Annotated in this window: 21 protein-coding genes and 2 tRNA genes; 10 read left to right on the top strand and 13 right to left on the bottom strand. The window is 68.8% G+C overall.

Translation table 11 applies throughout. The annotated features are described in order from the left end of the window. Window positions 1-8: 8 nt before the first annotated feature. Entirely contained in the window at window positions 9-1,367 is a 1,359-nt protein-coding gene (locus tag MLG87_RS14170; RefSeq protein ID WP_243294366.1) for a maltoporin, read from the bottom strand. 79 nt (window positions 1,368-1,446) lie between these two features. Beyond that, complete coding sequence (locus MLG87_RS14165; protein ID WP_243294365.1) at window positions 1,447-3,096, bottom strand: alpha-glucosidase; 1,650 nt, start codon at window positions 3,094-3,096, stop codon at window positions 1,447-1,449. 429 nt (window positions 3,097-3,525) lie between these two features. Between MLG87_RS14165 and MLG87_RS14160 the strand changes: the two genes are divergently transcribed. The 5 genes from MLG87_RS14160 to MLG87_RS16220 all read left to right on the top strand — a co-directional run bounded on the left by MLG87_RS14160 (window position 3,526) and on the right by MLG87_RS16220 (window position 9,585). Then, window positions 3,526-4,560 carry a glucokinase gene (locus MLG87_RS14160; protein WP_243294364.1) on the top strand — a complete coding sequence of 345 codons (1,035 nt, stop codon included), beginning with the start codon at window positions 3,526-3,528 and terminating at the stop codon, window positions 4,558-4,560. 71 nt (window positions 4,561-4,631) lie between these two features. After that, window positions 4,632-5,600, top strand: coding sequence for a LacI family DNA-binding transcriptional regulator (locus MLG87_RS14155; RefSeq protein WP_243294363.1), 969 nt, complete (start codon window positions 4,632-4,634; stop codon window positions 5,598-5,600). Between the two features lie 115 nt (window positions 5,601-5,715). Further along, window positions 5,716-6,618 carry a DUF4097 family beta strand repeat-containing protein gene (locus MLG87_RS14150; protein ID WP_243294362.1) on the top strand — a complete coding sequence of 301 codons (903 nt, stop codon included), beginning with the start codon at window positions 5,716-5,718 and terminating at the stop codon, window positions 6,616-6,618. A 13-nt stretch (window positions 6,619-6,631) separates the two neighbouring features. After that, complete coding sequence (locus MLG87_RS14145) at window positions 6,632-8,311, top strand: M16 family metallopeptidase (protein WP_243294361.1); 1,680 nt, start codon at window positions 6,632-6,634, stop codon at window positions 8,309-8,311. Next, the gene (locus MLG87_RS16220) at window positions 8,308-9,585 is read left to right on the top strand and encodes a M16 family metallopeptidase (protein WP_279341073.1); all 1,278 of its coding nucleotides are present in this window, start codon (window positions 8,308-8,310) and stop codon (window positions 9,583-9,585) included. Before MLG87_RS14145 ends, MLG87_RS16220 begins: the two co-directional genes overlap by 4 nt. Here the strand turns inward: MLG87_RS16220 and MLG87_RS14135 are convergent, their stop codons facing one another. Then, complete coding sequence (locus MLG87_RS14135) at window positions 9,586-10,464, bottom strand: phosphoribosylaminoimidazolesuccinocarboxamide synthase (RefSeq protein WP_243294360.1); 879 nt, start codon at window positions 10,462-10,464, stop codon at window positions 9,586-9,588. 93 nt (window positions 10,465-10,557) lie between these two features. Next, on the bottom strand, window positions 10,558-11,601 hold the full coding sequence (locus MLG87_RS14130) for a tetratricopeptide repeat protein (RefSeq protein ID WP_243294359.1): 1,044 nt from the start codon (window positions 11,599-11,601) through the stop codon (window positions 10,558-10,560). A gap of 92 nt (window positions 11,602-11,693) precedes the next feature. Here MLG87_RS14130 and MLG87_RS14125 point away from each other — a divergent pair, with 92 nt between their 5' ends. Continuing rightward, window positions 11,694-12,290: a hypothetical protein gene (locus tag MLG87_RS14125; RefSeq protein WP_243294358.1), complete on the top strand. Its 597-nt coding sequence runs from the start codon at window positions 11,694-11,696 to the stop codon at window positions 12,288-12,290. A gap of 77 nt (window positions 12,291-12,367) precedes the next feature. Next, entirely contained in the window at window positions 12,368-13,129 is a 762-nt protein-coding gene (locus tag MLG87_RS14120; protein WP_243294357.1) for an MBL fold metallo-hydrolase, read from the top strand. 7 nt (window positions 13,130-13,136) lie between these two features. On the opposite strand, the gene MLG87_RS14115 is transcribed toward MLG87_RS14120, so the two are convergent. The 8 genes from MLG87_RS14115 to MLG87_RS14080 all read right to left on the bottom strand — a co-directional run bounded on the left by MLG87_RS14115 (window position 13,137) and on the right by MLG87_RS14080 (window position 20,090). Then, window positions 13,137-13,496 (bottom strand): Hpt domain-containing protein, encoded by a 360-nt coding sequence (locus MLG87_RS14115; protein WP_243294356.1) that lies wholly within the window; start codon window positions 13,494-13,496, stop codon window positions 13,137-13,139. A gap of 94 nt (window positions 13,497-13,590) precedes the next feature. After that, on the bottom strand, window positions 13,591-14,013 hold the full coding sequence (atpC, locus tag MLG87_RS14110) for an ATP synthase F1 subunit epsilon (protein WP_243294355.1): 423 nt from the start codon (window positions 14,011-14,013) through the stop codon (window positions 13,591-13,593). 115 nt (window positions 14,014-14,128) lie between these two features. Then, window positions 14,129-15,550, bottom strand: a complete 1,422-nt coding sequence (gene atpD, locus MLG87_RS14105) for a F0F1 ATP synthase subunit beta (RefSeq protein ID WP_243294354.1) — start codon at window positions 15,548-15,550, stop codon at window positions 14,129-14,131. Between the two features lie 113 nt (window positions 15,551-15,663). Then, window positions 15,664-16,545: an ATP synthase F1 subunit gamma gene (gene atpG, locus MLG87_RS14100; protein WP_243294353.1), complete on the bottom strand. Its 882-nt coding sequence runs from the start codon at window positions 16,543-16,545 to the stop codon at window positions 15,664-15,666. A gap of 117 nt (window positions 16,546-16,662) precedes the next feature. Beyond that, entirely contained in the window at window positions 16,663-18,231 is a 1,569-nt protein-coding gene (gene atpA, locus MLG87_RS14095; protein ID WP_243294352.1) for a F0F1 ATP synthase subunit alpha, read from the bottom strand. Window positions 18,232-18,268: 37 nt separating this feature from the next. Next, on the bottom strand, window positions 18,269-18,811 hold the full coding sequence (gene atpH, locus MLG87_RS14090) for an ATP synthase F1 subunit delta (protein WP_243294351.1): 543 nt from the start codon (window positions 18,809-18,811) through the stop codon (window positions 18,269-18,271). Next, window positions 18,808-19,575, bottom strand: a complete 768-nt coding sequence (locus tag MLG87_RS14085; RefSeq protein ID WP_243294350.1) for an ATP synthase F0 subunit B — start codon at window positions 19,573-19,575, stop codon at window positions 18,808-18,810. The genes atpH and MLG87_RS14085 overlap by 4 nt, the downstream gene beginning before the upstream one ends. Before the next feature lie 2 nt (window positions 19,576-19,577). After that, entirely contained in the window at window positions 19,578-20,090 is a 513-nt protein-coding gene (locus tag MLG87_RS14080; RefSeq protein ID WP_243294349.1) for a F0F1 ATP synthase subunit B family protein, read from the bottom strand. A 195-nt stretch (window positions 20,091-20,285) separates the two neighbouring features. Here MLG87_RS14080 and MLG87_RS14075 point away from each other — a divergent pair. Together MLG87_RS14075 and MLG87_RS14070 are read left to right on the top strand one after the other, a co-directional pair. Further along, window positions 20,286-20,361, top strand: a tRNA-Val gene (locus MLG87_RS14075). A gap of 22 nt (window positions 20,362-20,383) precedes the next feature. Beyond that, window positions 20,384-20,460: transfer RNA gene (locus MLG87_RS14070), tRNA-Asp, on the top strand. Window positions 20,461-20,688: 228 nt separating this feature from the next. Here the strand turns inward: MLG87_RS14070 and MLG87_RS14065 are convergent. Then, window positions 20,689-21,033 (bottom strand): hypothetical protein, encoded by a 345-nt coding sequence (locus MLG87_RS14065; RefSeq protein ID WP_243295777.1) that lies wholly within the window; start codon window positions 21,031-21,033, stop codon window positions 20,689-20,691. A 115-nt stretch (window positions 21,034-21,148) separates the two neighbouring features. On the opposite strand from MLG87_RS14065, the gene der reads away from it, so the two are divergent. Continuing rightward, on the top strand, window positions 21,149-22,723 hold the full coding sequence (gene der, locus MLG87_RS14060) for a ribosome biogenesis GTPase Der (RefSeq protein ID WP_243295776.1): 1,575 nt from the start codon (window positions 21,149-21,151) through the stop codon (window positions 22,721-22,723). Window positions 22,724-22,835 lie beyond the last annotated feature (112 nt).

The following is a 22,835-nucleotide window of genomic DNA, read 5'->3' as shown; positions in this document are numbered from 1 at the left end:
GCCAGCCATTACCACCAGGCCTCGACCTGGGCGCCGAACGTCAGGCCCTGGAGGGAGTTGCCGAACTGGCCTTCTCCGATCAGGTTCCAGTTGTTGGCGTTCTTGTTCCAGTCCGCGCGGGTGACGAAGAGGCGGATCACCGGGCGGCTCCAGAAGGAGGCCTGGGGGCTCCACTGCAGCGCGATGGTGTTCTTGAGGAGCTTGCGAGCCTCATCCTCGTTGTCGAACTTCAGCTTGTCGAAGCCGACTTCATACGCCACGGAGAAGTGCTTGGTGAAGAAGTAGGTGGGACGCACGCCGACGGAAGTCCAGGCGTTCGTGGTGCCTTCCATGGTGCCCTTGCCGTTCTGCTTCCGGTACTGCACCACGCCCTGCATCTCGAGGTTGGACACCGGCTTGATGTAGAAGATGTCCATGACGTGCCACCAGTTGTTCTCGGTCTTCACGTCGGGGTTGTACCAGTTCCAGTAGGTGGAGCCGTTGCCCCAGGTGGCGTAGACGCGGTTGTCGCCGCCGAGCACGCCGGCCTGGTTGACGATCAGGTTGTACTGGATGCCGTTGTTCTTGTTGCCATCGTTCTCGTAGCCGGTCTTCGTGCGGGCGTCGTTGTACTGCACGCCGAAGGTCAGCGATCCGCCTTCCCAGAGCTTGATGTCGGACACACGCAAGTCGTGGGAGCCCACGATCGTGTGGCCGCCGCCGCCCACCCACTGGCTGTAGGGATTCACGGTGCCCAGGATGGCGCCGTTGTTCCAGTCGCTGCCCAGGTTGCCAGTGTCGTGCTGGATGTAGGCGTAGTGGAGCTTGAGGGCGCCGAAGTCGATGTTCTCGATGCCCACGCCGTCGCCGCTGTTGTTCCAGTACCACTGGTCGCGGATGTGGAGGTCCTGGCGCATGTAGAAGCGCCGGCCGGCCCACAGGGAGGCGTCCTTGAAGGGGCCGCTGTTGCCGAAGATGCCGGTGGCCTCGCCCCAGGTCTCACGGAGGTAGACCATCTGGTTGGGGTTGGCGACCTTGCTGTTGTCCACGTTGCCACCCGCGTCGGCCGACGCGTCGCGCACCTGGTAGAACTGGCGGAAGGTCGGGCGGAAGTGCAGCTTGAAGGTGGTGTTGCCCTTCTCATAGGCCTTCACGTCCACGGCCAGCTCGAGGTAGTTGTCGGTCTCGTTGCCGAGGCGGTAGCCGGGGCCGTTGGTGGGGGCGCCGCCGGTGTTGGCCATGAAGAACGACACCTGCTCGCCGCCGTTCGACGAGCGGCCGACGCCCATGCGGGTGTAGCCGTGGATTTCGACCACGTCCTGCGCGAGGAGCGGTCCGCAGGCCAGCGCCAGGGGCAGCGCGGCCTTGATGAGGGAGAGAGACTTCATGGTCTTGCCTCCAGTGGGAGAAGCCGCGGGGGCGGCGGGTTGGGTGGGAAGCTTGCGGAGGGAGGGCCGGCGCATGGGATCAGGCCATGCGGCCGAAGAACCCTCCCCAAGGGGGAAGGTGGAGGGTCCGGCCTTCAAGGCGGCAGGCCGGGAGGCCAGGCCCGTCGAGGGGCTGGACGGAACGGGGAACCGTGTGGCTGATGGGGTTGGGGCTCAGGTTGAAGGCCGCCAGGATGTGCTCATCGCCGGCCTCGCGGCGGAAGGCCAGAAGGGGCTCGACAGTGCGCTGGAACCGGATGGTCCCGCGCCGGAGGGATTCGAAACCTTTCCGCCAGGCGAGGAAGCGCCGGTAGAAGCCCAGCACCGAATCGGGATCGGAGGCCTGGGCCGCCACGGAGCGGCGCAGGTGATCCGGGAACATGGGCAGCCAGGGTTCCACCGTCGAGAATCCGCCCCGCGGCGCCTCGCTGGTCCATGGCATGGGGGTGCGACAGCCGTCCCGACCCTTGAAGTCCGGCCAGAAGGTGATGCCGTACGGGTCGATGAGGCGGTCGAAGGGCACCTCGGCCTCGGGCAGGCCCAGCTCCTCGCCCTGGTAGATGCAGAAGCTTCCCCGCAGGGAGCCCAGCACCGCCAGCAGCAGCTTCGGGAAGGCGGGATCATCCACGCCCTTGCCCCAGCGGGTGACCACCCGGACGCTGTCGTGGTTGGAAAGCGACCAGCAGCCCCACCCGCCGCCGCGACGGACATGGCGCTCGAACTCCTCCACCACGGACCGGATGCGCCCGGCGCTGAACTCGTCCGTGAAGAGGCTGAATCCGTAGGCCATGTGCAGCTTGTCGCCGTCCGCCGTGTACTCGGCCATAGTGGCGAGGGCGCTTTCGTCGCCGATCTCGCCCACGCTCATGGCGCCGTACTGGTCCAGCAGCGTCCGGAGGCGCTTGAGGAACCCCAGGTTCTCGGGCTGGGTCTTGTCGTAGCGGTGGATCTGCCGCCCGTAGGGGTTGCCCTCCTGGACGGAGGTGAGCTCCACGGATCCGGGCCGGGCCGCCGGGTTGTTCCGCAGCCGCTGGTCGTGGAAGTGGAAGTTGCAGGCGTCGAAGCGGAAACCATCCACGCCGCGCTCCATCCAGAAGCGAACCTCCTCGAGCATCTGGGCCTGCACGGGCTCATGGTGGAAGTTGAGGTCCGGTTGGGACTCCAGGAAGTTGTGGAGGTAGTACTGCCGTCGCCGCGGCTCCCAGGTCCAGGCGGAGCCGCCGAAGACCGACTGCCAGTTGTTGGGCGGCGTGCCGTCCGCCTTGGCCTCGGCCCAGACGTACCAGTCCGCCTTGGGATTGGTCCGGCTGGCGCGGCTCTCCTTGAACCAGGCGTGCTGGTCGGAGGAGTGGGACAGCACCTGGTCGATGAGCACCTTCAGGCCCAGGCGGTGCGCCTCGGCCACCAGCCGGTCGAAGTCCGCCAGCGTGCCGAAGGTGGGATCCACGCCCCGGTAGTTCGACACGTCGTAGCCGAAGTCCTTCATGGGCGAGGTGAAGAAGGGCGAGATCCAGATGGCGTCCACCCCCAGGCCGGCCACATGGGCCAGGTGGGCGGTGATGCCCGGAAGGTCGCCGATGCCATCCCCGTTCGTGTCCTGGAAGCTCCGGGGGTAGATCTGGTAGACCGCCGCCCCGCGCCACCATTCGGTGCCTGGGATCGGGTGGGTGACGGTATCCCGGACGGGCATGGTCTGAGTTCCTTTTGGAGTGAGGACGAAGGCGGGAAGTGGGAAAATCGAATGTAACCGGTTACAAATCGATATTCGCGGTGGATCAATCCTGGGTATCTGCAGGAAACATGGATGGGGACAGGGGTGTGGCGTCGAGGGGTGTGTAAACGGTTACAAGGAAGTCGCAGGTATGGTCGACTGGTGTCATGGGCGTGTCAAGAAAGGAATTCAGGGGAGGGGGAACTTTTTGACGATTCGCATGCGATGCAGCATTCAGGCTGCTTTCAGTCGCCGAGGCCCAGCCGGGGGTCATCCTGATCCGTCGGGAGCGGGTCGTGGGATCCAGTGGACGCCTCGCTCCGGAGGGAACAATCTGATCCTGGCCGGCCGTCATGGCCTGAAGGGGCGGTACTGCCCCGCTTTCGGGACCTGCTGAGGTGATATCCAGTGGATGCAACCGTTGACAACCTCATCCTGGTGGCGGACGTGGGCGGCACCAACCTCAGCCTGGCCCTGCTGGCGCCCGGCGAATCCGGCTACCGCCTCCACCGGAAGGAACGCTTCAGCACCCAGGATGAGCCGTCCATCCTGGGGCCGATCCGGCGGTTCCTCGCCTCTGCTCCGGCTGACCGGCCGGTCCGGGCCTGCCTGTCCGGGGCCGGCCCGGTCCTCGATCGCCGCATCCGCCTCACCAACGCCCCCTGGGACATGGACGGCGCCGAGCTGGAGCAGGCGCTGGGCATCCCGATCCGCCTGATCAACGACTTCACCGCCCTGTCCTGCGGCGTGCTCGAGCTGGACCTCTCGGACGGCCGCCAGGTCCTCCCCCTTCCCCACGGCGACGGCAGCCTCCCCAAGGCAGATCCCAAGGGCCTCGCCCTGGTGGTGGGCGCCGGCACGGGCCTCGGCGCGGGCTTCATCGTGCGCACGCCCCAGGGCGCGCGGGCCTACCCCAGCGAAGGGGGGCACATCGGCCTGCCGGTGTTCGACGAGGACTCCCTGGCCCTCTGGAGGCACCTGGCTGACGGCCTGACTGGCCCGCCGGGCGCCGAGCTGGCCGTCTCCGGACAGGGCCTGGCCCGCATCCTCCGCTTCCTCCTCGACTCGGGCCGCGCGCAGGGGGCGGCTGGAACCACTGCCCTCCTGGACCTTCCCGCCGCGGACCAGCCCGCCGCCATCTCCGCCCGTGCTGGCTGGGATCCGGCCTGTGCCCGCGCCATGGCGATGTTCGTGGACCTCTACGCCCGGGTCTGCGCCGAGCTCTGCGCCGCGTTCCTGCCCACGGGGGGGCTCTTCCTCGCCGGGGGCATCGCCGCCAAGAACTCCGAGCGATTCCTGGAGGGCGGCCGTTTCATGGCCCGGTTCGAGCGGAACTACCGCCCGCACATCGACGTCCTCACCCGGGAAACGCCGGTCTTCATCACCCGGGACTACGACCTGAGCCTCTACGGCGCGGCCCGCGCCCTGGACTGCCTGGATTGACGCCCGGATGACCGAACGCTATTCATGGGTGGTCCCTTCCCTTCTCCCGAGCTCCTTTCCCGGCGGCCCCCATGAAGATCACCATCGGTGAGATCGCCCGCCAGGCCGGTGTTTCCACGGGCACGGTGAGCCGCGTCATCAACGGCAAGCCCACCGTGGCCGCCGAAACGCGGGAAACGGTCCTCGCCGTGATGAAGAAGCTCGGCTACGAGCCGGACCCCGTGGCCAGGGAGCTGTCGCGGCGCAGCAAGCACACCCTCGGCATCTGGGTGGGCGCTGGCGAGAACCGGCTGTCGCCCTACTTCAGCGTCATCTGGCGCGCCCTGCTACGGGAGATGCAGATGCACGCCACCCAGTTCATCGAGCTTCCGGTGGACATCACCCCCGTGCGGCGGCGGCTGGACGCGGTGCTGATGTTCCATTGCACCGACATCGACCAGCGGCTGGCGACCCTCTGGCGGCGCGGGGTCCCGGGCGCGCTCATCGGCCACCACCCGGGCGTGTCCTGCGTGGCGCCCGACGACATCGGCGGCGGCCGCCTCGCCGCCATGCGCCTCCTCGCGCTGGGCCACCGCGACCTGCTGCACCTCACGGTGGCCGATGAGCACCAGTGGGCCGTGGACCGCGCGGCCGGCTTCACCGCCGCCCTGGCCGAGCACGGCGGCCAGTCCCTGGCCCCCGTCATCCTGCGGGGCGGGGGCTCGGTGCTGGGCGGCTACCGGCTCATGCGGGACGCCTGGCAGCAGGGCCACCGCCCGACGGGCATCTTTTGCGCGACGGACGAGATGGCCGTGGGGGCCCTCGGCGCCCTGGCCGACCTGTCCGTGGCCGTCCCCGAACAGGTCTCCGTGCTGGGCTTTGACGGCCTGGTGGACCTCTACCCCGGGCTCGCCTCCGTGGCCCAGGACATCCCCGCCATCGCCCACGAAGCCGTCGCACTGGCCCTCGGGGCCATCGAGCGCGACGCCATCCGGCACGTGGTGGTCCCGGTGAAGATCGTCGAGGGGTCCACGCTGGGGCCCGCCCCCAGGAAAAGCTGAGGTCCGGCCGCCCCGGCCGGGACCGGGACAAGCCCTGGTGACTAAACGCCCCCGAGGCATTACCGTGAACTTCACATCCAGGCCCGCCCTGGTTCTTTCCTCCACGGAAGCCGCCATGACCGTCTCCAGCCGTTGGATCCCCCTGTTCCTGGTCGGGAGCGCCCTGCTGGCCCAGGCTCCCCCTCTGCCGCCACCGCCTCCCCCGCCGGCGCCCCCGGCTCCGATGGTCGGGGTGGACGTGCCTTCCGGCTCGCGCACGGAGCAGCGAACGGAGAAGCTCGCCTACGGGTCGAAGCTCTGGGTGAAGAACCGCAACGGCGGCATCCGGGTGACCGGCTGGGACAAGGAGGAGGTCGCCCTCACCGCCCAGATCCGCGACAGCGAGAAGCGCCGGGTGGAACTGGTGCTCCAGCACAAGGGGTCGGACCTGGACATCGAGGCGATGTTCCAGCAGCCCTCCTGGAGCTTCGGCGTCTACATCAGCCCCCGCTGCGAGATGACGCTCCAGGTGCCCCGTCGGGTCCTGGGCTATTTCCGCACCACCAACGGCACCGTGGCCGTGGAGCACCTCGAGGGCTACGCCCGCTGCGAGGCCACCAACGGCGCCATCCTGGTCGCGGACGTCCGGGGCGAGGTCCAGGCGGACACCACCAACGGCCCCATCGAGGCCCGGAACCTGGCGGCCCGGATCAAGGGCGGCACCACCAACGGACGCATCGTCCTCGAGGACGTGGCCGGCGGCATCCGCCTGGAAACCACCAACGGCAGCGTCCGGGCCCGGAACCTGGACGGCTGGGGCGAGGGCATCTACCTGGAATCCACCAACGGCAGCATCGAGGTGGAGCTGGGCAAGGCCACGGGCGAGCTGATGGCCGAGAACAGCAACGGCTCCATGGACGTCAAGGTCCCCGGCGCGCAGATCGTCGAGATCACCAAGCACAGCGCCCATGTGAAGGTGCCCGGCCGAACGCAGCAGATCCGGCTCGAAACCACCAACGGCAGCATCCGGGTGAAGTAGTACCCTACGGACCATGCGACGCCTGGTCCTGCCCCTTCTTGCCGTCCTTGGCCTGAGCGCCCAGGCGCCCCTCCTCGACTCCCGCACGGAGGACGTGCAGGAGCGGCGCCTGGCGAACGGCGTCCGACTCCTGGTGGTGGAGCGGCGGGCCGTGACCGCCTTCCACGCCGCCCTGGTCTTCCGGGGCGGCCGGGCGGAGGAACCCCCGCCGCTGGCCGGCGCCACCGACCTGCTGGCCCGGGCTCTCTATGGCGCCACCTGGCCCGAGGATCTGGACCCGGCCAAGGGGAACGGCTCGCTCGATGCCCTGCTCAAGGAGGAGGAGGGCCTGCTGGAGGCTTTGCGGCTGGAGCGGCTCCGCCAGCGGAAGGCGCCCGAGGCTGCGAACCAGGCTCAGGCCCTGGGAGCCAATCTCTGGACCCTGCACCAGGCCGTGCGAGCCCGCTACTCCACCTCGCCCCTGGCGGACCTCTACGCGGCCCGCGGCGGACGCCAGACGGCCACGGCCGGGGCCGACGCCCTGCTGGTCCAGGCCGAACTGCCCGCCTCGGACTTCGAGTTCTGGTGCCGCACCGAGGCCCAGCGGCTGACCATCCTCCAACTCAGCCGGTTCTCCGAAGCCCGCGCCGCCCTGGCGGCGGAGCTGCGGTCCCGCGGCCCCCAGGGCCTGCCGATGATCCAGGGCGCCGCCCTGCCCGGCCACCCGTACGGCCGCGACCTGGCGGACCACCTTCCCGCCCTGGAGGCCATGCGCCGCTCGGACCTCCAGGCCTGGGCCCGCCGCGCCTGCCGGCCGGACCAGCTCACGGTGGTGCTGGTGGGCGGCCTCGGCATGGACGCGGCCCTGCCCCTCGTGGAGCGGACCTTCGGGGCCCTGCCCGTCGGCGCGGCCAGTGCCTCGACGGAGGACTCCCTCCTGCCGGAGATCCCCGCGGACCTCGGCGACCGGCGCATCCAGGCCAGCCTGGGCGGGGCGCCCGCCCTGCTGGTGGGCTGGCGCATCCCGGCGCGCCCCCACCGGGACCACCTGGCCCTGCGCATGGCCGCCCGCCTCCTGGAGGGCCCCTCGGGCCGCCTGGCCCAGCGGCTGGTGCGCCAGAAGGCCGTGGCCCAGTCCGCCGAAGTGTGGATGGATGTTCCCGGGGGCCGTCTGCCCGGCCTGCTGGTGGTCCGCGCCGTGCCGTCGGAAGGCCACAGCCTCGCGGAACTCGAAGGCGCCCTGCACACGGAGATCCTGCGGCTCCAGCAGGAGCCCATCCCCACGGACGAGTGGCAGCGTGCCCTGACCCAGATCGACGTGGAGCAGCTCCGCATCCAGGATGAGCCCGGAGCCCTCGCCTCGACCCTGGCGCGCGCCTGGGCGGAGGCCGGGGACTGGCGGCAGGCGGAACAGGAGGTCCAGCGCCTGCGGAACCTGGGGCCGGAGATGGTCCAGCTGGCCACCCGGACCTGGCTGAACCCGAGCCACCGGACGACCCTCTGGCTGCAGTCGGGCACGGACGAGAGCCAGGATCCCCTGGAAGCAGAGACGGCGCGGGTGCTGAAGGCCCTCGCGGCCACCCGCATCGAGGACCTGGCCCAGCGGGAGCACCTGGTCTCGGAGGGACTCCGCCAGCTCCGGATGCTCAGCCTCGACGAGCGCCGCCGGACCCTCAAGCTCCTGGAAGCCCAGCTCACCCCGGAGAAGCGATGAAACCCCTGGCGGCGCTGGCTGCGATCCTCCTCACCCTCCCGGGGCGGGCCCAGATCTCGATCCGGCCGCAGACCTTCAGCCTGCCCAACGGGATGCGGGTGGTCCTCCTGGAGGATCACGAGCGCCCCCTGATCCGGGCCCGCCTGAACGTGCTCCTGAGCCGCGACCTGGAGACGGTCCACCCGGGCTTGGCGGCCCTGGCCCTGCGTGTCCTGGGGCATTCGGACGCCGGCGCCTTCAGCGTCGACGAGTTCGAGCAGCTCCTCGCCGGGGCCGGCATCGAGCTGGTCCCCGCCCTCCGGACGGACGGCCTCTCCTGGAGCCTTCTGGCCCGGAGCCGGGATCAGGATCTGGCGCTCGGCCTGCTGGCGGATCGCGCCTTCCGCTCGGTGGCCACCTCCCTCACGCTCGAGACCGACCGCCTCGCCAGCTGGCGCGAGACGGAGCGCCTGGAGGCCGCGCCCCGGGCCAAGCTGCGCCTGCTGCTGGAACCGGACTGGACCCTCCAGGCTCCCACCCTCGAGCACCTGTCCGCCATCAACCACCCGGACCTGCTGGCCTTCTACGCTCGCGCGCTGAGGCCCGATCGGGCGGTGCTGATCCTCCAGGGCGACCTCGGCCTGGAACAGGCCAAGCGCCTCGTGCTCCTCAGCTTCGGCACCTGGGTGGTCCAGGCGCCGCCGCCGGTTCCGGCCGCCACCGAGGCCGCCACCCAGGTCCCCGCCCAGGCCGCCGCCGCACCAGCGCCCGCAGCCGCTTCAGCCCCCGCTCCCGCGGCCCCGCAGGCTCCCCGGATCCTGGTCCGGAATCCTCGACCCGCCCTCATGGCCATGGCGGTGGCGGCCCAGCCGGAGGACCTGGACCCGGAATCAGCGGCGCTTCTCGCCCTGCTTCTTCCTGGAGACCCGGCCCTGGCTCCCGCGCAGCTCCGATTGGAGGGTCTGGACCTGGTAGGCGAGCTGGAGTCGGATCCCTCCGGATCCGCGGCCAGCGCCGAGACCTCGATGCTGGAGCGCCTCCAGGCCATCCGTCAGCGCGGCTTCACCGAGACGGACCTCCGCCGCGCCCAGGCCGCCTGGTCCGAAAGCCGCGCCCTCATCACCCTCCACCCGGAAGCCCAGGTGGCCGAGGCCCTGGCCGACGCGCGGGGACGGTCGGTCTCTCCCGCGCGCGTGAATGCGCTCACGGTGGAGGCCCTGAACCAGGGGCTCCGCCGGTGGCTGGACCCGGCCCGCATCCGGACCGGGGTCCTCGCCGGCCCCGTCGGCCCCTGATCAGACCTGCACGCCGAACCGTCCGGCCAGATCCAGGTACCGGGCCCGGATCCCTTCGATGACGGCCTCCGGCAGGTGCGGCGCCGGCGGCTGCTTGTTCCAGCCCGGAAGCGTCTCCAGGTAGTCGCGGAGGAACTGCTTGTCCAGGCTAGGCGGGTTCTTCCCCGGCGCCCAGCTGTCCGCCAGCCAGTAACGGCTGCTGTCCGGCGTGAGGGCTTCGTCAATGAGGATCAGCTCGCCGGCATCGCTCAGGCCGAACTCGAATTTCGTATCCGCCAGGAGGATTCCCCGCTGGGCCGCCAGCTCCGCGCCGCGCTGGTAGAGGGCCAGGCTCAGGTCCCGCAGCCGCGCCGCAAGGTCCGCGCCCACGATCTCCGCCATGCGCTCGAAGCTGATGTTCTCGTCGTGCCCTTCCTCCTCCTTGGTGGCGGGCGTGAAGATGGGTTCGGGCAGGCGATCCGCCAGACGCAGGCCCGCCGGCAGCGGCACGCCGCACACGGACTGGCCGCTCTGGTATTCCTTCCAGCCGCTGCCCGCCAGGTAGCCGCGTACCACGCACTCCACGGGCATGGGCCGCGTCTTCTCCACCACCACGGCGCGGCCGGCCAGGGCCTCGCGGTAGGGTTCCAGGGCCGCCGGCCAGGCGGGATTGCCGCGGAAGTGGTTGGGCACCAGGTCCTCGGTGGCCTCGAACCAGTAGGCCGCCACCGCCGTGAGGATGCGCCCCTTGTCCGGGATGCCCTCGGGCATCACGCAGTCGAAGGCGCTGATGCGATCCGTGGCCACGATGAGCAGCTGCTTGCCGAGGTCATACACATCCCGGACCTTGCCCCGGCGGAAGACGGGAAAGGGGAGATCGGTGCTCAACACGACGGCCATGAAGCCTCCAGAGTCGAAACATCCATCCTAGCGGTCGGCCGTCACCGGTCCGTCACTGATCACTGATAGCCGATAGCCGATAGCCGACAGCTCCTACACCAGATCCGGCAGGCGCCGAGGGGTGGGGGCCGCCCAGTTGAGCCCCCCAGGCAGCAGGGCGTAGCGGTTCATCACGCCCGCCCACCGGGCCAGTTCCGATTCGCGCACGGCGCCCTCGGGCCCCGTGAGGGGCAGCCCCAGGAACTGGAGGAAGTCCTGGATCTCGGCGCCAGAGACGCCGAGGAGGGCCGGCAGCGCGTCCAGGGGATGGACCCGGTCCCCGGCCGGGGGCTCCAGCAGCCGGTAGTCGAAGGTCTCCCGCAGCACCGAAGCCGTGGCGGCGGGATCCAGCTCCTGGGCCGCGTCCAGGTGCGGGAACGGATTGCCCCCCAGCATCCCCAGGGCCTGGGCCATGCCGAGGTGGCCCAGCAGGTGGACCGGCTGGGTCTTCAGGACGGCCTCGAAGGCCGCTCGGGCCTCCCGCGCGTGCCCCAGGCGCAGCTGCGCCTCACCCAGGCGCAGCTGCCCCTCCAGGCGGCCGGGCTCGGCCTTGACCCACCGCTCGGCCACGGCCGCCATCTCCTCGGCCATGCCCTGGTCGCGGAAGAAGGTGGTCAGGTAGGCGAGACTGGCGACATCCTTGGGCGCGAGGAGCAGCAGGCGATCCAGCACTTCGGCGGCCCGGAGGGCCTGGCCCTCCTGGTCCAGGCGGTTCGCCCAGTCCCGCAGGATCTCCACCTGGCGGGCCACGGGATGGTTCGGCGTGGAACGCGCCGCCTCGGCCGGATGGAGCAGCTGGGTCCTGACCCACAGGTAGCGCAGGGGGTTTCGTCCCTCGGGGCCGGGCAGCTCCTCCTCGATGGCGTGGATGACGGTCTTGAGGCCATGTTCCCAGAGGGGCGGCACCGGCATCTGCACGTGCGTCCGGAGCTGGCGGCTCAGGGGGTCCAGCGCGTTGCCGGCCCTTCCCAGGTGCAGGTGCAGGCGGATCAGGTCCATGCCGGGCTCCGGCCCGGACTGGAAGGCCACCCGCAGGGCGAGCTCGCCCGTATCGGGGTCGAAGCCGTCCAGGATCAGGAAGCGAAGGTGGGCCCGCATGACCAGAGGTTAACAAGATGCCGGGACCAGCGGAGGTTGACCACAGCCACCGAAGGCCCGATGATGCCATATCTGCCGGATTGGGGGACCCTATGCGCAGGCAACTGCTTTCACTCGCGGCGCTCGCCGCCATGACCGCCCTTCCGGCCTCCGCCGGCGAGGTCGGCGTGCTGCTGGACAAGCAGGTGGGCAAGGCCCAGGCCGCTTCCTTCGGCACGGGCCAGAAGTACGACGCCGTGAGTCCCACGGGCTTCGCCATCCGCGGCGGCTTCGACATCGTGGACCTGAAAGTGGCCGCCCTCCAGCTGAACGCCACCTGGCACAACAAGACCACCGGCGATCTGACCTACGGCGGCACCAAGTACGGCGAGCTGGAGAACCAGTACTGGGCCGTGGGCGCCATGGTGAACTGGAAGCTCTTGGTGAACGTGGGCGCTGGCGTGGAATACCGGTCCGAGAGCCTCACCTTCCGCCCCACCGCCGGTGCCAGCACGGACAGCACCCTGGGCCGCCCTTGGGCCCGCGTGAACGTGGGCTTCAGCATCCCGACCCCCATCGTCAGCCCCTTCTTCACGCTGGAAGTGGCCGCGCCCCTCACCAAGAAGGACACCACGGCCACCTACAAGGACTTGAACGAGGCGCTGGCTCCCCAGGTGCAGATCGGCATCTACGGCGGCATCCGCTTCTAGGGTCGGCCTCCGCGACGAAAAAGGGGCGCCTCCGGCGTCCCTTTTTCGTATGATGAGTCCACTTACACCGAGGGACGATGGAACTCAGGGTCCTGGGCTGCAGCGGCGGAGAGGTCGAGGGCGAGCGCCTCACGGGCCTGCTCGTCAACGGGTGCGTGGCCATCGATGCCGGCTCGCTGACCGCGGCCCTCACGGTGGCCGAGCAGGTGGCCATCCAGCATGTGTTCCTCAGCCACTCGCACCTGGACCACATCTGCACCCTGCCCTTCTTCACCAAGAACATCTTCGGGCACACCCACGAGGCCGTGGAGATCCACGCCCTGCCCGAGACCCTCGACGTGCTGCGGCGCCACCTCTTCAACGACGAGCTGTGGCCCGACTTCAGCGTGATCCCCAGCCCCAACGACCCCACCATCCGCTACACGGAGATCGAGCCCGAGCACACCTACCGCGTCTGCGGCCTGGCCATCACGCCCATCCGCGTGAACCACCTGGTTCCCTGCGTCGGCTACAAGGTCGACGACGGGAAGGACGCCTTCATCTTCACCAGCGACACCGCGGGAACGGACCGCATCTGGGCGGAAGCCAACGCCACACCCAACCTGCGCCTGGTCATCACGGAAGCCAGCTTCCCCAACGAGCAGGCCGGCCTCGCCGAGGCCTCCAAGCATCTGACCCCCGCCATGCTCGGAACCGAGCTCCGGAAGCTCACCCGGGACGTGCCCGTGAGGATCTACCACCTCACCCCCGGCGACAAGGCCACCATGCTGCCCCAGCTGCAGGCCCTGGGCGACCGCCGGGTCAGCCTGCTGGCACAGGACGAACGGCTGGTCTGGTAGGGGACGGTCAGGCCTCCGGAAAGGCCGCCCGGATCGCGGCCAGAGCTTCCTCATAGGCGGCGGGAAACGCCTCCAGGAGGTGGCGCGCGGCCTCCCACTCGCCGGCGCGGAGGTGCTCCTCCATCCGGTGGCCCAGGTCGGCGAAGCGCCGGAGCCCCATGGTCCCCAGGGCCCCCTTCAGCTGGTGGGCCTCCGGTATCGCGGCATCGCCGTCCTCGCGCGCCAGGGCCTGCCGCAGGACGGCCATCCGCGCGGGGACATCCGCCTCCAGCAGCCCGATCAGCTCCGTCACCAGACCCGGCTCCGCCCCCATCTCCAGGAGGTCCCGGAGGGGACGGGGATCGAGGACGGGCGGAAGGTCCGGCAAGACAGCTCCGACAGGAAGACTTCACCCGCCCTCATCGGCCCGGGGCAGCGGGTCCATGAGGACGGGTGGAAGACGTCGGCGGGAGATGAACTGATCAGAATCCGTGGCCGGCCGGGTGCCCCGCGGCCTGGAGGCGGATGAGGCTGGCGTCGAGAGCGGCCTGGGCGGAGGCCAGGTCATGCTCGGTCTGGGCCTCCTTGAGGAGCTTCAGGGCGTGCTGGCGGTCTGCTTCGACGCGCTCGAGGTCGATCATGTCCACGGTCTCGCTCTCGCGGGCCAGGATGGTGACGCGATCGGGGCCCACTTCCGCGAAGCCCCCGAACACCGTCAGCCAGTGCTTTTGGCCATCCTGCACGTAGTAGAGCAGGCCGTCGCCCACCGCGGTCATCAGGGGTGTGTGGCCCGGCAGGATGCCGTAGTAGCCGCGGGCCGCGGTGGGGAACTGAACCTCCGCCACGTCGGCCGAAAAGACGGGACGTTCCGGGGTCACGACTTCAAGCTTGATGGATTGGGACATGATTGCCTCTCGGGATCCGTGGCCATCTTCTCGGAATCCGCTTCGCGGATTGCCGAGACATCAAAGGTGGATGCCTCGGCGTACCGTTCCATGACTTTTCAACCTGGCTGGGTGGTTAAACCGCCGCCAATTTCTCAGCCTTCTCAACGGCTTCCTCGATGGTGCCGACGAGGTAGAAGGCCTGCTCGGGCAGGTGGTCCCACTTGCCGTCGCAGATCTCGCTGAAGCCCTTGATGCTGTCCTCCAGCTTCACGTACTTGCCCTGCATGCCCGTGAACTGCTCGGCCACGTGGAAGGGCTGGCTGAGGAAGCGCTGGATCTTGCGGGCGCGGGCCACGACGAGCTTGTCGTCGTCGGAGAGCTCGTCCATGCCCAGGATGGCGATGATGTCCTGCAGTTCCTTGTACTTCTGGAGGATGGCCTTCACGCGCATGGCGGTGTTGTAGTGGGCCTCGCCCAGGATGCGGGGATCCAGCAGGCGGCTGGTGGAGGCGAGCGGGTCCACGGCGGGGTAGATGCCCAGGGCCGCGATCTCACGGCTCAGGTTCGTGGTGGCGTCCAGGTGGGCGAAGGTGGTGGCGGGCGCGGGATCCGTGTAGTCGTCCGCGGGCACGTAGACGGCCTGCACCGAGGTGATGGAGCCCTTCTTCGTGGAGGTGATGCGCTCCTGGAGCTCGCCCATCTCCGTGGCCAGCGTGGGCTGGTAGCCCACGGCGGAGGGCATGCGGCCCAGCAGCGCGGACACTTCGGCGCCGGCCTGGGTGAAGCGGAAGATGTTGTCCACGAAGAGCAGCACGTCCTTGCCTTCCACGTCGCGGAAGTACTCGGCGACGGTGAGGCCGGTCAGCGCCACGCGGGCACGGGCTCCGGGGGGTTCGGTCATCTGACCGTAGATGAGCGCCACCTTGCTCTTCGAGATGTCGTCCTTGTTGATGACGCCGGAATCCATCATCTCGTGCCAGAGGTCGTTGCCCTCGCGGGTGCGCTCGCCCACGCCGGCGAACACCGAGTAGCCGCCGTGGCCCTTGGCGATGTTGTTGATGAGCTCCATGATGAGCACGGTCTTGCCCACGCCGGCGCCGCCGAAGAGGCCCGTCTTGCCGCCCTTCGCGTAGGGCTCCAGCAGGTCGATGACCTTGATGCCCGTTTCGAACATCTCGGAGGAGGTGTTCAGGTCTTCGTACTTGGGGGCTTCGCGGTGGATGGGCAGGGTCATCTTGTGGCCGATGGGGCCGCGCTCGTCCACGGGGTCGCCCACCACGTTGATGATGCGGCCCAGGGTCTCAGGACCCACGGGCACGTTGATGGCCTTGCCGGTGTCGGTCACGATCTGGCCGCGAATCATGCCTTCCGTGGGCTGCATGGAGACGCAGCGCACGCGGTTCTCGCCGAGGTGCTGCTGCACCTCCAGCGTCACCGTGACGCCGGCGATCTCGGTGTGCAGGGCGTTCATGATCTCGGGCAGGTGGGCGTCGAACTCGACGTCCACGGCGGGACCGACGATGGCGATCACGCGGCCTTGAAGTTGGTTGGACATGGGAACCTCGAAAGAGTAGGAACCGCGAAAGACGCTAAATCACGCGAAACAGAAAAGAAAAGACGAAGAAGTGGGATCCGCACATTTCGCGATTTTTCGCGATTTTCGCGGTTTCAAGCATTGGCGCCCGACACGATCTCGATGATCTGGTTGGTGATGCTGGCCTGGCGGATCTTGTTCATGGTCAGCGTCAGCTTGGCGATCATCTCGCCGGCGTTGTTGCTGGCCTTGTCCATGGCCGCCATGCGGGCGCCGTGCTCGGAGGCGCTGCTCTCCAGGAGGTTGCGCAGCAGCTCGGTCTCCACGAAGCGGGGCAGCAGGGTCTCCAGCACCGCGTTGGGATCAGGCTCGAGCAGGTGGGGCACCTCGGCGGCCTCGCGGCTCTCGGTGCGCCGGTCCAGCTCCATGGGGAAGACCTTGAAGACCGTGGGCGTCTGCGCCACAGGGCTGTTGAAGTAGTTGTAGATGACGTAGAGCGCGTCGATCTCCCCCGCATGGTACTGGGCGGCGGCGCCTTCGGAGATCTCCGTCACCACACGCTGGAAGCCCGCGAGGGGGATGTTCAGGTATTCCCCGGTGGCGGTCAGCTTGCGCTTGCGCGCCCACTCGGCCGCGCGCTTGCCGACCACGTCCAGATGCACGATCTCAGCCTGGGTTTCCGTCGCGAAGGCGGTGGCGGCCTTGAGCACGTTGGCGTTGAAGCCGCCGCAGAGCCCCTTGTCCGAGGCCACGAGGACCACGCGGATGCGCTTCTCCTCGCGGGGAGTCAGGAAAGCCTGGGCGGCGGGACCCGGCTGGATCTCGGAATCACCCTTGATGCGGCCCACGACGCGGTGGACGACGTCCATCATCTTCCCGGCGTAGGGGCGCAGGGCCACCAGGCGTTCCTGGGACTTCCGCAGCTTCACCGCGGAAATCATCTTCATGGCCTTGGTGACCTGCTGGGTGTTCTTGACTGACCGAATACGGCGTCGGATGTCTTGGAGGCCGGCCATGGCTAGTTACTCCAATCCGAAAGGGGTCGGTAAGGCAAGCTCATGGCCTTGGTGACCTGTTGGGTGTTCTTCACCGACCGGATGCGGCGGCGAATGTCCTGGAGACCGGCCATCGGACTAGGCTCCCGCGGCCTGGTTCAGGGAGGCCAGGAAGGTCTCCTTGAAGGTCGCCACCTGGGTCTTGAGCTGGGCCTTGGCGTCGTCGCTCAGCACCTTGGTGTCGCGGATGCCGCGGAGCAGCTCCGGGGCGTTCACGTCGAGGTAAGCCATGAACTCGCTCTCGAACCGGCGCACCTGGGGCACCGGCAGGTCATCCACGTAGCCGTTGGTAGCGGCCCAGATGCTGACGACCTGCTTCTCCACGGACATGGGCTGGTACTGGCCCTGCTTCAGGATCTCCACGAGCCGCTGGCCGCGGTTGAGCTGGGCCAGGGTGGCCTTGTCCAGGTCGGAGCCGAACTGGGCGAAGGCCGCCAGCTCGCGGTACTGGGCGAGATCGAGCTTGATGGTGCCGGCCACGGACTTCATGGCCTTCACCTGGGCGGAACCGCCCACGCGGCTCACAGAGATGCCCACGTTCACAGCGGGACGGACACCCGCGTTGAAGAGGTCGCTCTCGAGGAAGATCTGACCGTCGGTGATGGAGATGACGTTGGTCGGGATGTAGGCGGACACGTCGCCGGCCTGGGTCTCGATGACCGGCAGGGCGGTGAGCGAACCCGCGCCGCGCTCGTCGCTGAGCTTGCAGGCGCGCTCCAGCAGGCGGGAGTGGAGATAGAACACGTCGCCGGGGTAGGCCTCGCGTCCGGGAGGGCGGCGCACCAGCAGGGAGATTTCGCGGTAGGCCGCGGCCTGCTTGGAGAGGTCGTCGTAGATGCAGAGCACGTGGCCGCCGGGGTTGTCCTTGCCCGCGGGCTTGCCGTCCTTGCCGTGCCACATGAAGTACTCGCCCAGGGCCGCGCCGGTCATGGGGGCCAGGAAGAGCAGCGGGGCGGCCTCGGAGGCGGAGGCGGCCACCACGATGGTGTGCTTCATGGCGTCGTACTCTTCCAGGGTCTTCACCACCTGGGCGATGGTGGAGCGCTTCTGGCCGATGGCGACGTAGATGCAGATCACGCCGGTGTCGCGCTGGTTGATGATCGTGTCCACAGCTACGGCGGTCTTGCCGGTCTGGCGGTCGCCGATGATCAGCTCGCGCTGGCCGCGGCCGATGGGGATCAGGCTGTCGATGGCCTTGAGGCCCGTCTGCATGGGCTCGTGAACGCTCTTGCGGTCCACGATGCCAGGGGCGATGCGCTCGATGGGGTTGGTGGAGGCCGCCTGGATGGGGCCCTTGCCATCGATGGGGTTGCCCAGGGCGTCGATGACCCGGCCCACGAAGGCGGGGCCCACGGGCACGGACATGATCTTGGCGGTACGCTTGACGGTGTCGCCTTCCTTGATGGCGGCGGCATCGCCCAGCAGGATGATGCCGACGTTGTCCTCCTCCAGGTTGAAGGCGAGGCCCATCACGCCGTGGGGCAGCTCCAGCAGCTCGCCGGCCATGGCCTTCTCGAGGCCGTAGGCGCGGGCGATGCCGTCGCCCACGCTGATGACGGTGCCGACTTCGGCCACGTCCACCTGGGCGTCGAAGCCTTCGATCTGGCTGCGGATGATGCGGGAGATCTCTTCCGCGCGGATGTCCATGAAGTCCTCCAAAACCTGCGAGTGAAAGCGAAGGGGATTAAGCCGAAAGGAGCTGCGTCTTGAGCTGGCGGAGCTGGCCCTGGAGCGAGGCGTCCAGGACCGTGGAGCCCACCTGGACCTTCAGGCCGCCGAGAAGGGCCGAATCCTGCTGCCAGGAGAGGCGGATGGTCTTGCCCGTGCGGGCGGCCAGCGACGCGACGAGGGCCTTGGACTGGGCCTCGCTCAGGGCCTGGGCGCTGGACACGCGGGCCTCGACGATGCCGGCCCGCTCGTCCACCAGCTCCGCAAAGGTGCGGTGGATGTCCGCGAGCAGGTTCAGGCGGCCGGCCTCGGTCACCACCCGGAAGAAGTGGCGGAGGGTCTGGCTCACCTTGGCGCTGGCGAGGATGGCCTCGAAGACCTCGGCCTTCCTGGTGGGCAGCACCAGGGGCGACGCCACCAGGCGGGTGAGGTCGGCATTGGCGGCCACGGTGGCGGCCACGGTGTCCAGCTCCTGCTGGAGCTGGGGCACGTTGCCCTGCTTGTCGCCGATCTGGAGGAGGGCCTTGGCGTAGCGCCGGGCGGTCAGGCGGTTGCTCACTGGATACCCCCGGTCTGCTGGCCGATCTGCTGAATGGCGCGGTCGATGGCCTTGGCGGCGTCAGGGCCCGCCAGCTTGGCCTCCAGGCGCTTGGCGGCGCCTTCGACGGCCAGCTCGGCCACGAGGGCCCGCAGCTCCTGCTCGGCCTGCCGCTTCTGGAAGCCGATCTCCGCCTGGGCCTGGGCCAGGATCTGGGCGGCCTCGGCTTTCGCGGCCTCCAGCACGCGCTGCTTCTCGGCCTCGGCGTCGGTCTCGGCCTTGGCCAGGATGCCTGCCAGCTCGCCTTCAAGCCCGGCCATCTTGGCCTCCATCTCCTTCATCTGGGCCTCGCCCTCGGCCTTGTCCTTCTCCGCCTGGGCGAGCATCGTTTCCAGCTCCTCCTTGCGGGACTTGAACATGGCGGACAGGGCGCCCTTCAGCAGGAAGAAGAGGGCCGCGGCGTAGATGGCGAAGTTCAGCAGCTGGACGAGGAAGGCGCCCAGGTTGCCGTAGGCCTTGCCGAAGAGCTTCATGGCCGGGCCGTGGTGGGCGCCGCCATGCGCTTCATGCCCTGTAGCTTCGTGGCCGGCGGCCTCGGCTCCGTGGGCTTCTGGCGCGTGGCCCTCCGCGGGCTGGGCTTCATGCCCGGCCGCCGGGGTTTCGTGCTTCTCGGCAACGGGAGCTTCGTGGGTGTCGTGGGCCTGGGCCGACAGCCCGAGGGGGCTGAGCGCCAGGGCAGCGGCGAGAGAGAGTCGGGTCAGCGTCTTCATGCTCAGGGTCTTCATGCTCAGGCCTGCTTCAGGAGGGTCTGGGCCATGGTCTCGGACAGGGCGTCCACCTGGGCCAGCAGGTTCTGCTTGGCTTCGGCCTGCTGAGCCTTCAGGGAAGCTACAGCGGCCTGACGCTCGGCCAGGGCCTTGGCCCGGGCCTCGTCAAGCAGCTGCTGCTTGTCCTTGCCGGCGGCATCCGCCAGGGCCTTGCGGCGCTCGAAGGCCTGCGCACGGAGATCCTTCAGGCGACCCTGATAATCCTTCTGACGGGCCTCCAGCTGCGCCGCGGCCTCGGCCTTGGCATCCCCGCCGGCGCTCAGGTCCCGCTCCCGGTCGTCCATGACCTGGGTGATGGGCTTGAAGAACACCACCTTGAGGTAGAGGTAGAGCACCACGAGCAGGACGATCACGAACAGGATGGCCGGCAGGTCCGGGCGCATGGGATCCGGCATCTGGGCCAGGATGCGCGCGACGGGGCCGTCCCCTTCCGGTGATCGGAGCGTCAGATTCGCCAGTTCCAGCAGCGCCACAGGCCACCCTCCAGAAACGTCCCAAGGCCACGGCCGAAGGGATCGGCCAGGGTCACACCGACACCAGCGAAAGGTCCCCGGGAACCCCTGGCACGGAAGTCTGAAAACCTTACCAGATCTGGAGGAAACCCTCAACGCAGACCTTTGGCCTTGACCCTTCCTGCATCCTGTGTGAGCATCATGGTTCGGCGATTCGGGCGATTAGCTCAGTCGGTAGAGCAGCTGCCTTACACGCAGCATGTCGGCGGTTCGAGCCCGTCATCGCCCACCAGATTCATCTGGTGAAAAAGCAAGGGGTTGTAGCTCAGTCGGTTAGAGTGCCGGCCTGTCACGCCGGAGGTCGCGGGTTCGAGCCCCGTCAGCCCCGCCAAAAAGCGCCCAGTCGGGCGCTTTTTGGCGTTTGGGGCTGACGGGGCTCGGACCCGCGAGTGCGGAGACGACAGCGTCAGCGGAGGCCCTCCAGTGGAGGGCCGGAGTAGCTGTCGGCTACGCGGCGGACCCTAGCCCGAAGGGCGACGGGGACGCGTTCGAGCCCCGTGACCACATGGGTCGGCGCGAAAGGGGGAGAACGGCGGCTCGACAGAATCAGGCCCCCCCCCTACCGCATCTCGCTCTTGAACGCCGCGATCTCCCTTCGCAGGATCGTGGCCCGGTTCTTGGCTTCGGTCGACTTCAGCTGGGGCGTCAGATCCGCCAGTTCCTGGTCGAGGCGATCCAGAGTCGCCAGCGGAGTCTCGATCTGGCTGGACGCATCCACGCCCAGAGCCTGGGTCCGGCCGGCCGCCTGCCACTGCTGGCGGGCCCGCTGGAACTCCTCGCCCAGAGCGATGACCTGCTGTTCCTCCTGAGAGAGGGCCACCCAGGGCAGGCGGCCTGTCATGACGTAGTAGACTCCGGTGAACAGCCCCGCCACGACCAGGAAGACCGCCAGAATCCTCTTCATGAACGCACCTCGTCGGATTTATCCACTCCAGCTTACGGCGGAAGTGATGGCGCGTCCTCATTCCTGCGCTGTCTTTTCCCGTCCAGACCGATAGACTGGAGGGCTTGGAACAGATATGAAACTGCCCCTCGTCGCCCTCTGCGGACGCCCCAACGTGGGCAAGTCCACCCTCTTCAACCGGCTCACCCGCAGCCGGGCGGCCCTGGTTCACGACCTGCCGGGCATGACCCGGGACCGCAGCTATGGGCGCGTCACCTGCCTCGACGACGAGGGGACAGCCGAGGAGGTCTTCGAGCTGGTGGACACCGGCGGCCTGGATTTCGAAGGCGACGATGTCATCACCCAGGGCATCACCCGCATGGCCGAAGCGGCCCTGGGCGAGGCTCATATCGCCATCCTGCTGGTGGACGGCCATGACGGCCTCACGGCCGGGGACGAGGAGATCGCCGCGCGCCTCCGCCGCCAGGGCAAGCCCATCCTGCTGGTCATCAACAAGCTGGACGGCATGAAGGGCGGCGCTCCCGACGCCGGCTTCTACGGCCTGGGCTTCGACGCCGTACTCTCCATCTCGGCGGCCCACGGGTCCGGCGTGCCCGAGCTGCTGGAGGCCATCCGCGCCCGCCTGCCCTTCCACCGCACTCCGGAGGAAGCGGCCATCCACAACCTCTCGGACGAGCTGCGCTTCGCCCTCATCGGCCGTCCCAACGTGGGCAAGTCCTCCCTCACGAACCGCCTGCTGGGCTATGAGCGCAGCCTGGTGAGCGACGTGGCCGGCACCACGCGGGACACGGTGGACACGGTCTTCCACGTGAAGGGGAAGGTCTACCGGATGATCGACACGGCCGGCATCCGCAAGAAGGGCAAGACTCACGAGGGCGCCGAGAAGCTTAGCATCCTCAAGGCCAAGCAGGCCATGGCCCGGGCCGACGTCAGCCTCCTGCTGCTGGACGCCGTGGAAGGTGCCACCCATCAGGACGCCGTCATCGCCGGCTACGCCCAGGAGGCCGGCGCCGCCGTCATCCTCGTGGTGAACAAGTGGGACTTGGTGGAGAAGGACACGCACACCATCTACGGCGCCGAGGAGGACCTCCGCCGCAGCCTGGGCTTCCTGCACCACGCGCCCATGATCTTCCTCTCCGCCCTGACTGGACAGCGGGTGTCCAAGCTCTTCGGCATGATCGACGAGCTGGCCGAGGCCCACGCTCGGCGCATCCCCACAGGCGAGCTGAACCGCTTCCTGCGCGAATCCGTGGCGGCCATGAGCCCCCACGCCGTGGACGGCAAGCTGCCCAAGCTCTACTTCATGACCCAGGTGGGCGTGCGGCCTCCCAGCTTCGTGGTGAAGGCCAACACGGATCGGGGCCTGCACTTCAGCTACGTGCGCTACCTGGAGAACCGCCTGCGCGAGCAGTTCGGCCTGGCGGGCGTGCCCCTGCGCCTCAGCGTCCAGAAGAAGCAGAAGGGCGAAGGCGAGGAGACCGAGGTGGCCCCCGTGCGCCGCATCCTCGATCCCGGCGAGGGCCTCAAGCCCTCCCGCAGCAACGAGTCCCTCCAGGCCCAGCGGGCGGACAAGGTGAAGGCCCGACCCAAGCCCAAGAAGAAGGAGGGCCCGCGGCCGGCGGCCAAGCAGGCTCCCCGCAAGGGTGCCGGCCCGAAGCGGGTCCGCCAGAAATCCACCAAGCGGCCCTGAGAGGTCGTAACAAAATCCCACGTCGCCGCGCGAGGGGCGCCGGGCGAGCGAGGCCAGGAAGGCAAGGTGAGCGTAGCGGGGACCACGCGATCCGAGCCTGACGCAGCATCGC

The sequence above is a fragment of the Geothrix mesophila genome, assembly GCF_022808835.1.
Classification (GTDB): domain Bacteria; phylum Acidobacteriota; class Holophagae; order Holophagales; family Holophagaceae; genus Geothrix; species Geothrix paludis.
The sequence above is the reverse complement of the archived record's forward strand: the minus strand, read 5'-3'. Positions and strand labels throughout refer to the sequence as shown.

Excerpts from the sequence above, each read along its gene's own strand:
- MLG87_RS14170 (WP_243294366.1), bottom strand. The coding sequence starts at position 1,367 with ATGAAGTCTCTCTCCCTCATCAAGGCCGCGCTGCCCCTGGCGCTGGCC.
- MLG87_RS14165 (WP_243294365.1), bottom strand. The coding sequence starts at position 3,096 with ATGCCCGTCCGGGATACCGTCACCCACCCGATCCCAGGCACCGAATGG.
- MLG87_RS14155 (WP_243294363.1), top strand. The coding sequence starts at position 4,632 with ATGAAGATCACCATCGGTGAGATCGCCCGCCAGGCCGGTGTTTCCACG.
- MLG87_RS14150 (WP_243294362.1), top strand. The coding sequence starts at position 5,716 with ATGACCGTCTCCAGCCGTTGGATCCCCCTGTTCCTGGTCGGGAGCGCC.
- MLG87_RS14145 (WP_243294361.1), top strand. The coding sequence starts at position 6,632 with ATGCGACGCCTGGTCCTGCCCCTTCTTGCCGTCCTTGGCCTGAGCGCC.
- MLG87_RS16220 (WP_279341073.1), top strand. The coding sequence starts at position 8,308 with ATGAAACCCCTGGCGGCGCTGGCTGCGATCCTCCTCACCCTCCCGGGG.
- MLG87_RS14135 (WP_243294360.1), bottom strand. The coding sequence starts at position 10,464 with ATGGCCGTCGTGTTGAGCACCGATCTCCCCTTTCCCGTCTTCCGCCGG.
- MLG87_RS14130 (WP_243294359.1), bottom strand. The coding sequence starts at position 11,601 with ATGCGGGCCCACCTTCGCTTCCTGATCCTGGACGGCTTCGACCCCGAT.
- MLG87_RS14125 (WP_243294358.1), top strand. The coding sequence starts at position 11,694 with ATGCGCAGGCAACTGCTTTCACTCGCGGCGCTCGCCGCCATGACCGCC.
- MLG87_RS14120 (WP_243294357.1), top strand. The coding sequence starts at position 12,368 with ATGGAACTCAGGGTCCTGGGCTGCAGCGGCGGAGAGGTCGAGGGCGAG.
- atpC (WP_243294355.1), bottom strand. The coding sequence starts at position 14,013 with ATGTCCCAATCCATCAAGCTTGAAGTCGTGACCCCGGAACGTCCCGTC.
- atpD (WP_243294354.1), bottom strand. The coding sequence starts at position 15,550 with ATGTCCAACCAACTTCAAGGCCGCGTGATCGCCATCGTCGGTCCCGCC.
- atpG (WP_243294353.1), bottom strand. The coding sequence starts at position 16,545 with ATGGCCGGCCTCCAAGACATCCGACGCCGTATTCGGTCAGTCAAGAAC.
- atpA (WP_243294352.1), bottom strand. The coding sequence starts at position 18,231 with ATGGACATCCGCGCGGAAGAGATCTCCCGCATCATCCGCAGCCAGATC.
- MLG87_RS14085 (WP_243294350.1), bottom strand. The coding sequence starts at position 19,575 with ATGAAGACCCTGAGCATGAAGACGCTGACCCGACTCTCTCTCGCCGCT.
- MLG87_RS14065 (WP_243295777.1), bottom strand. The coding sequence starts at position 21,033 with ATGAAGAGGATTCTGGCGGTCTTCCTGGTCGTGGCGGGGCTGTTCACC.
- der (WP_243295776.1), top strand. The coding sequence starts at position 21,149 with ATGAAACTGCCCCTCGTCGCCCTCTGCGGACGCCCCAACGTGGGCAAG.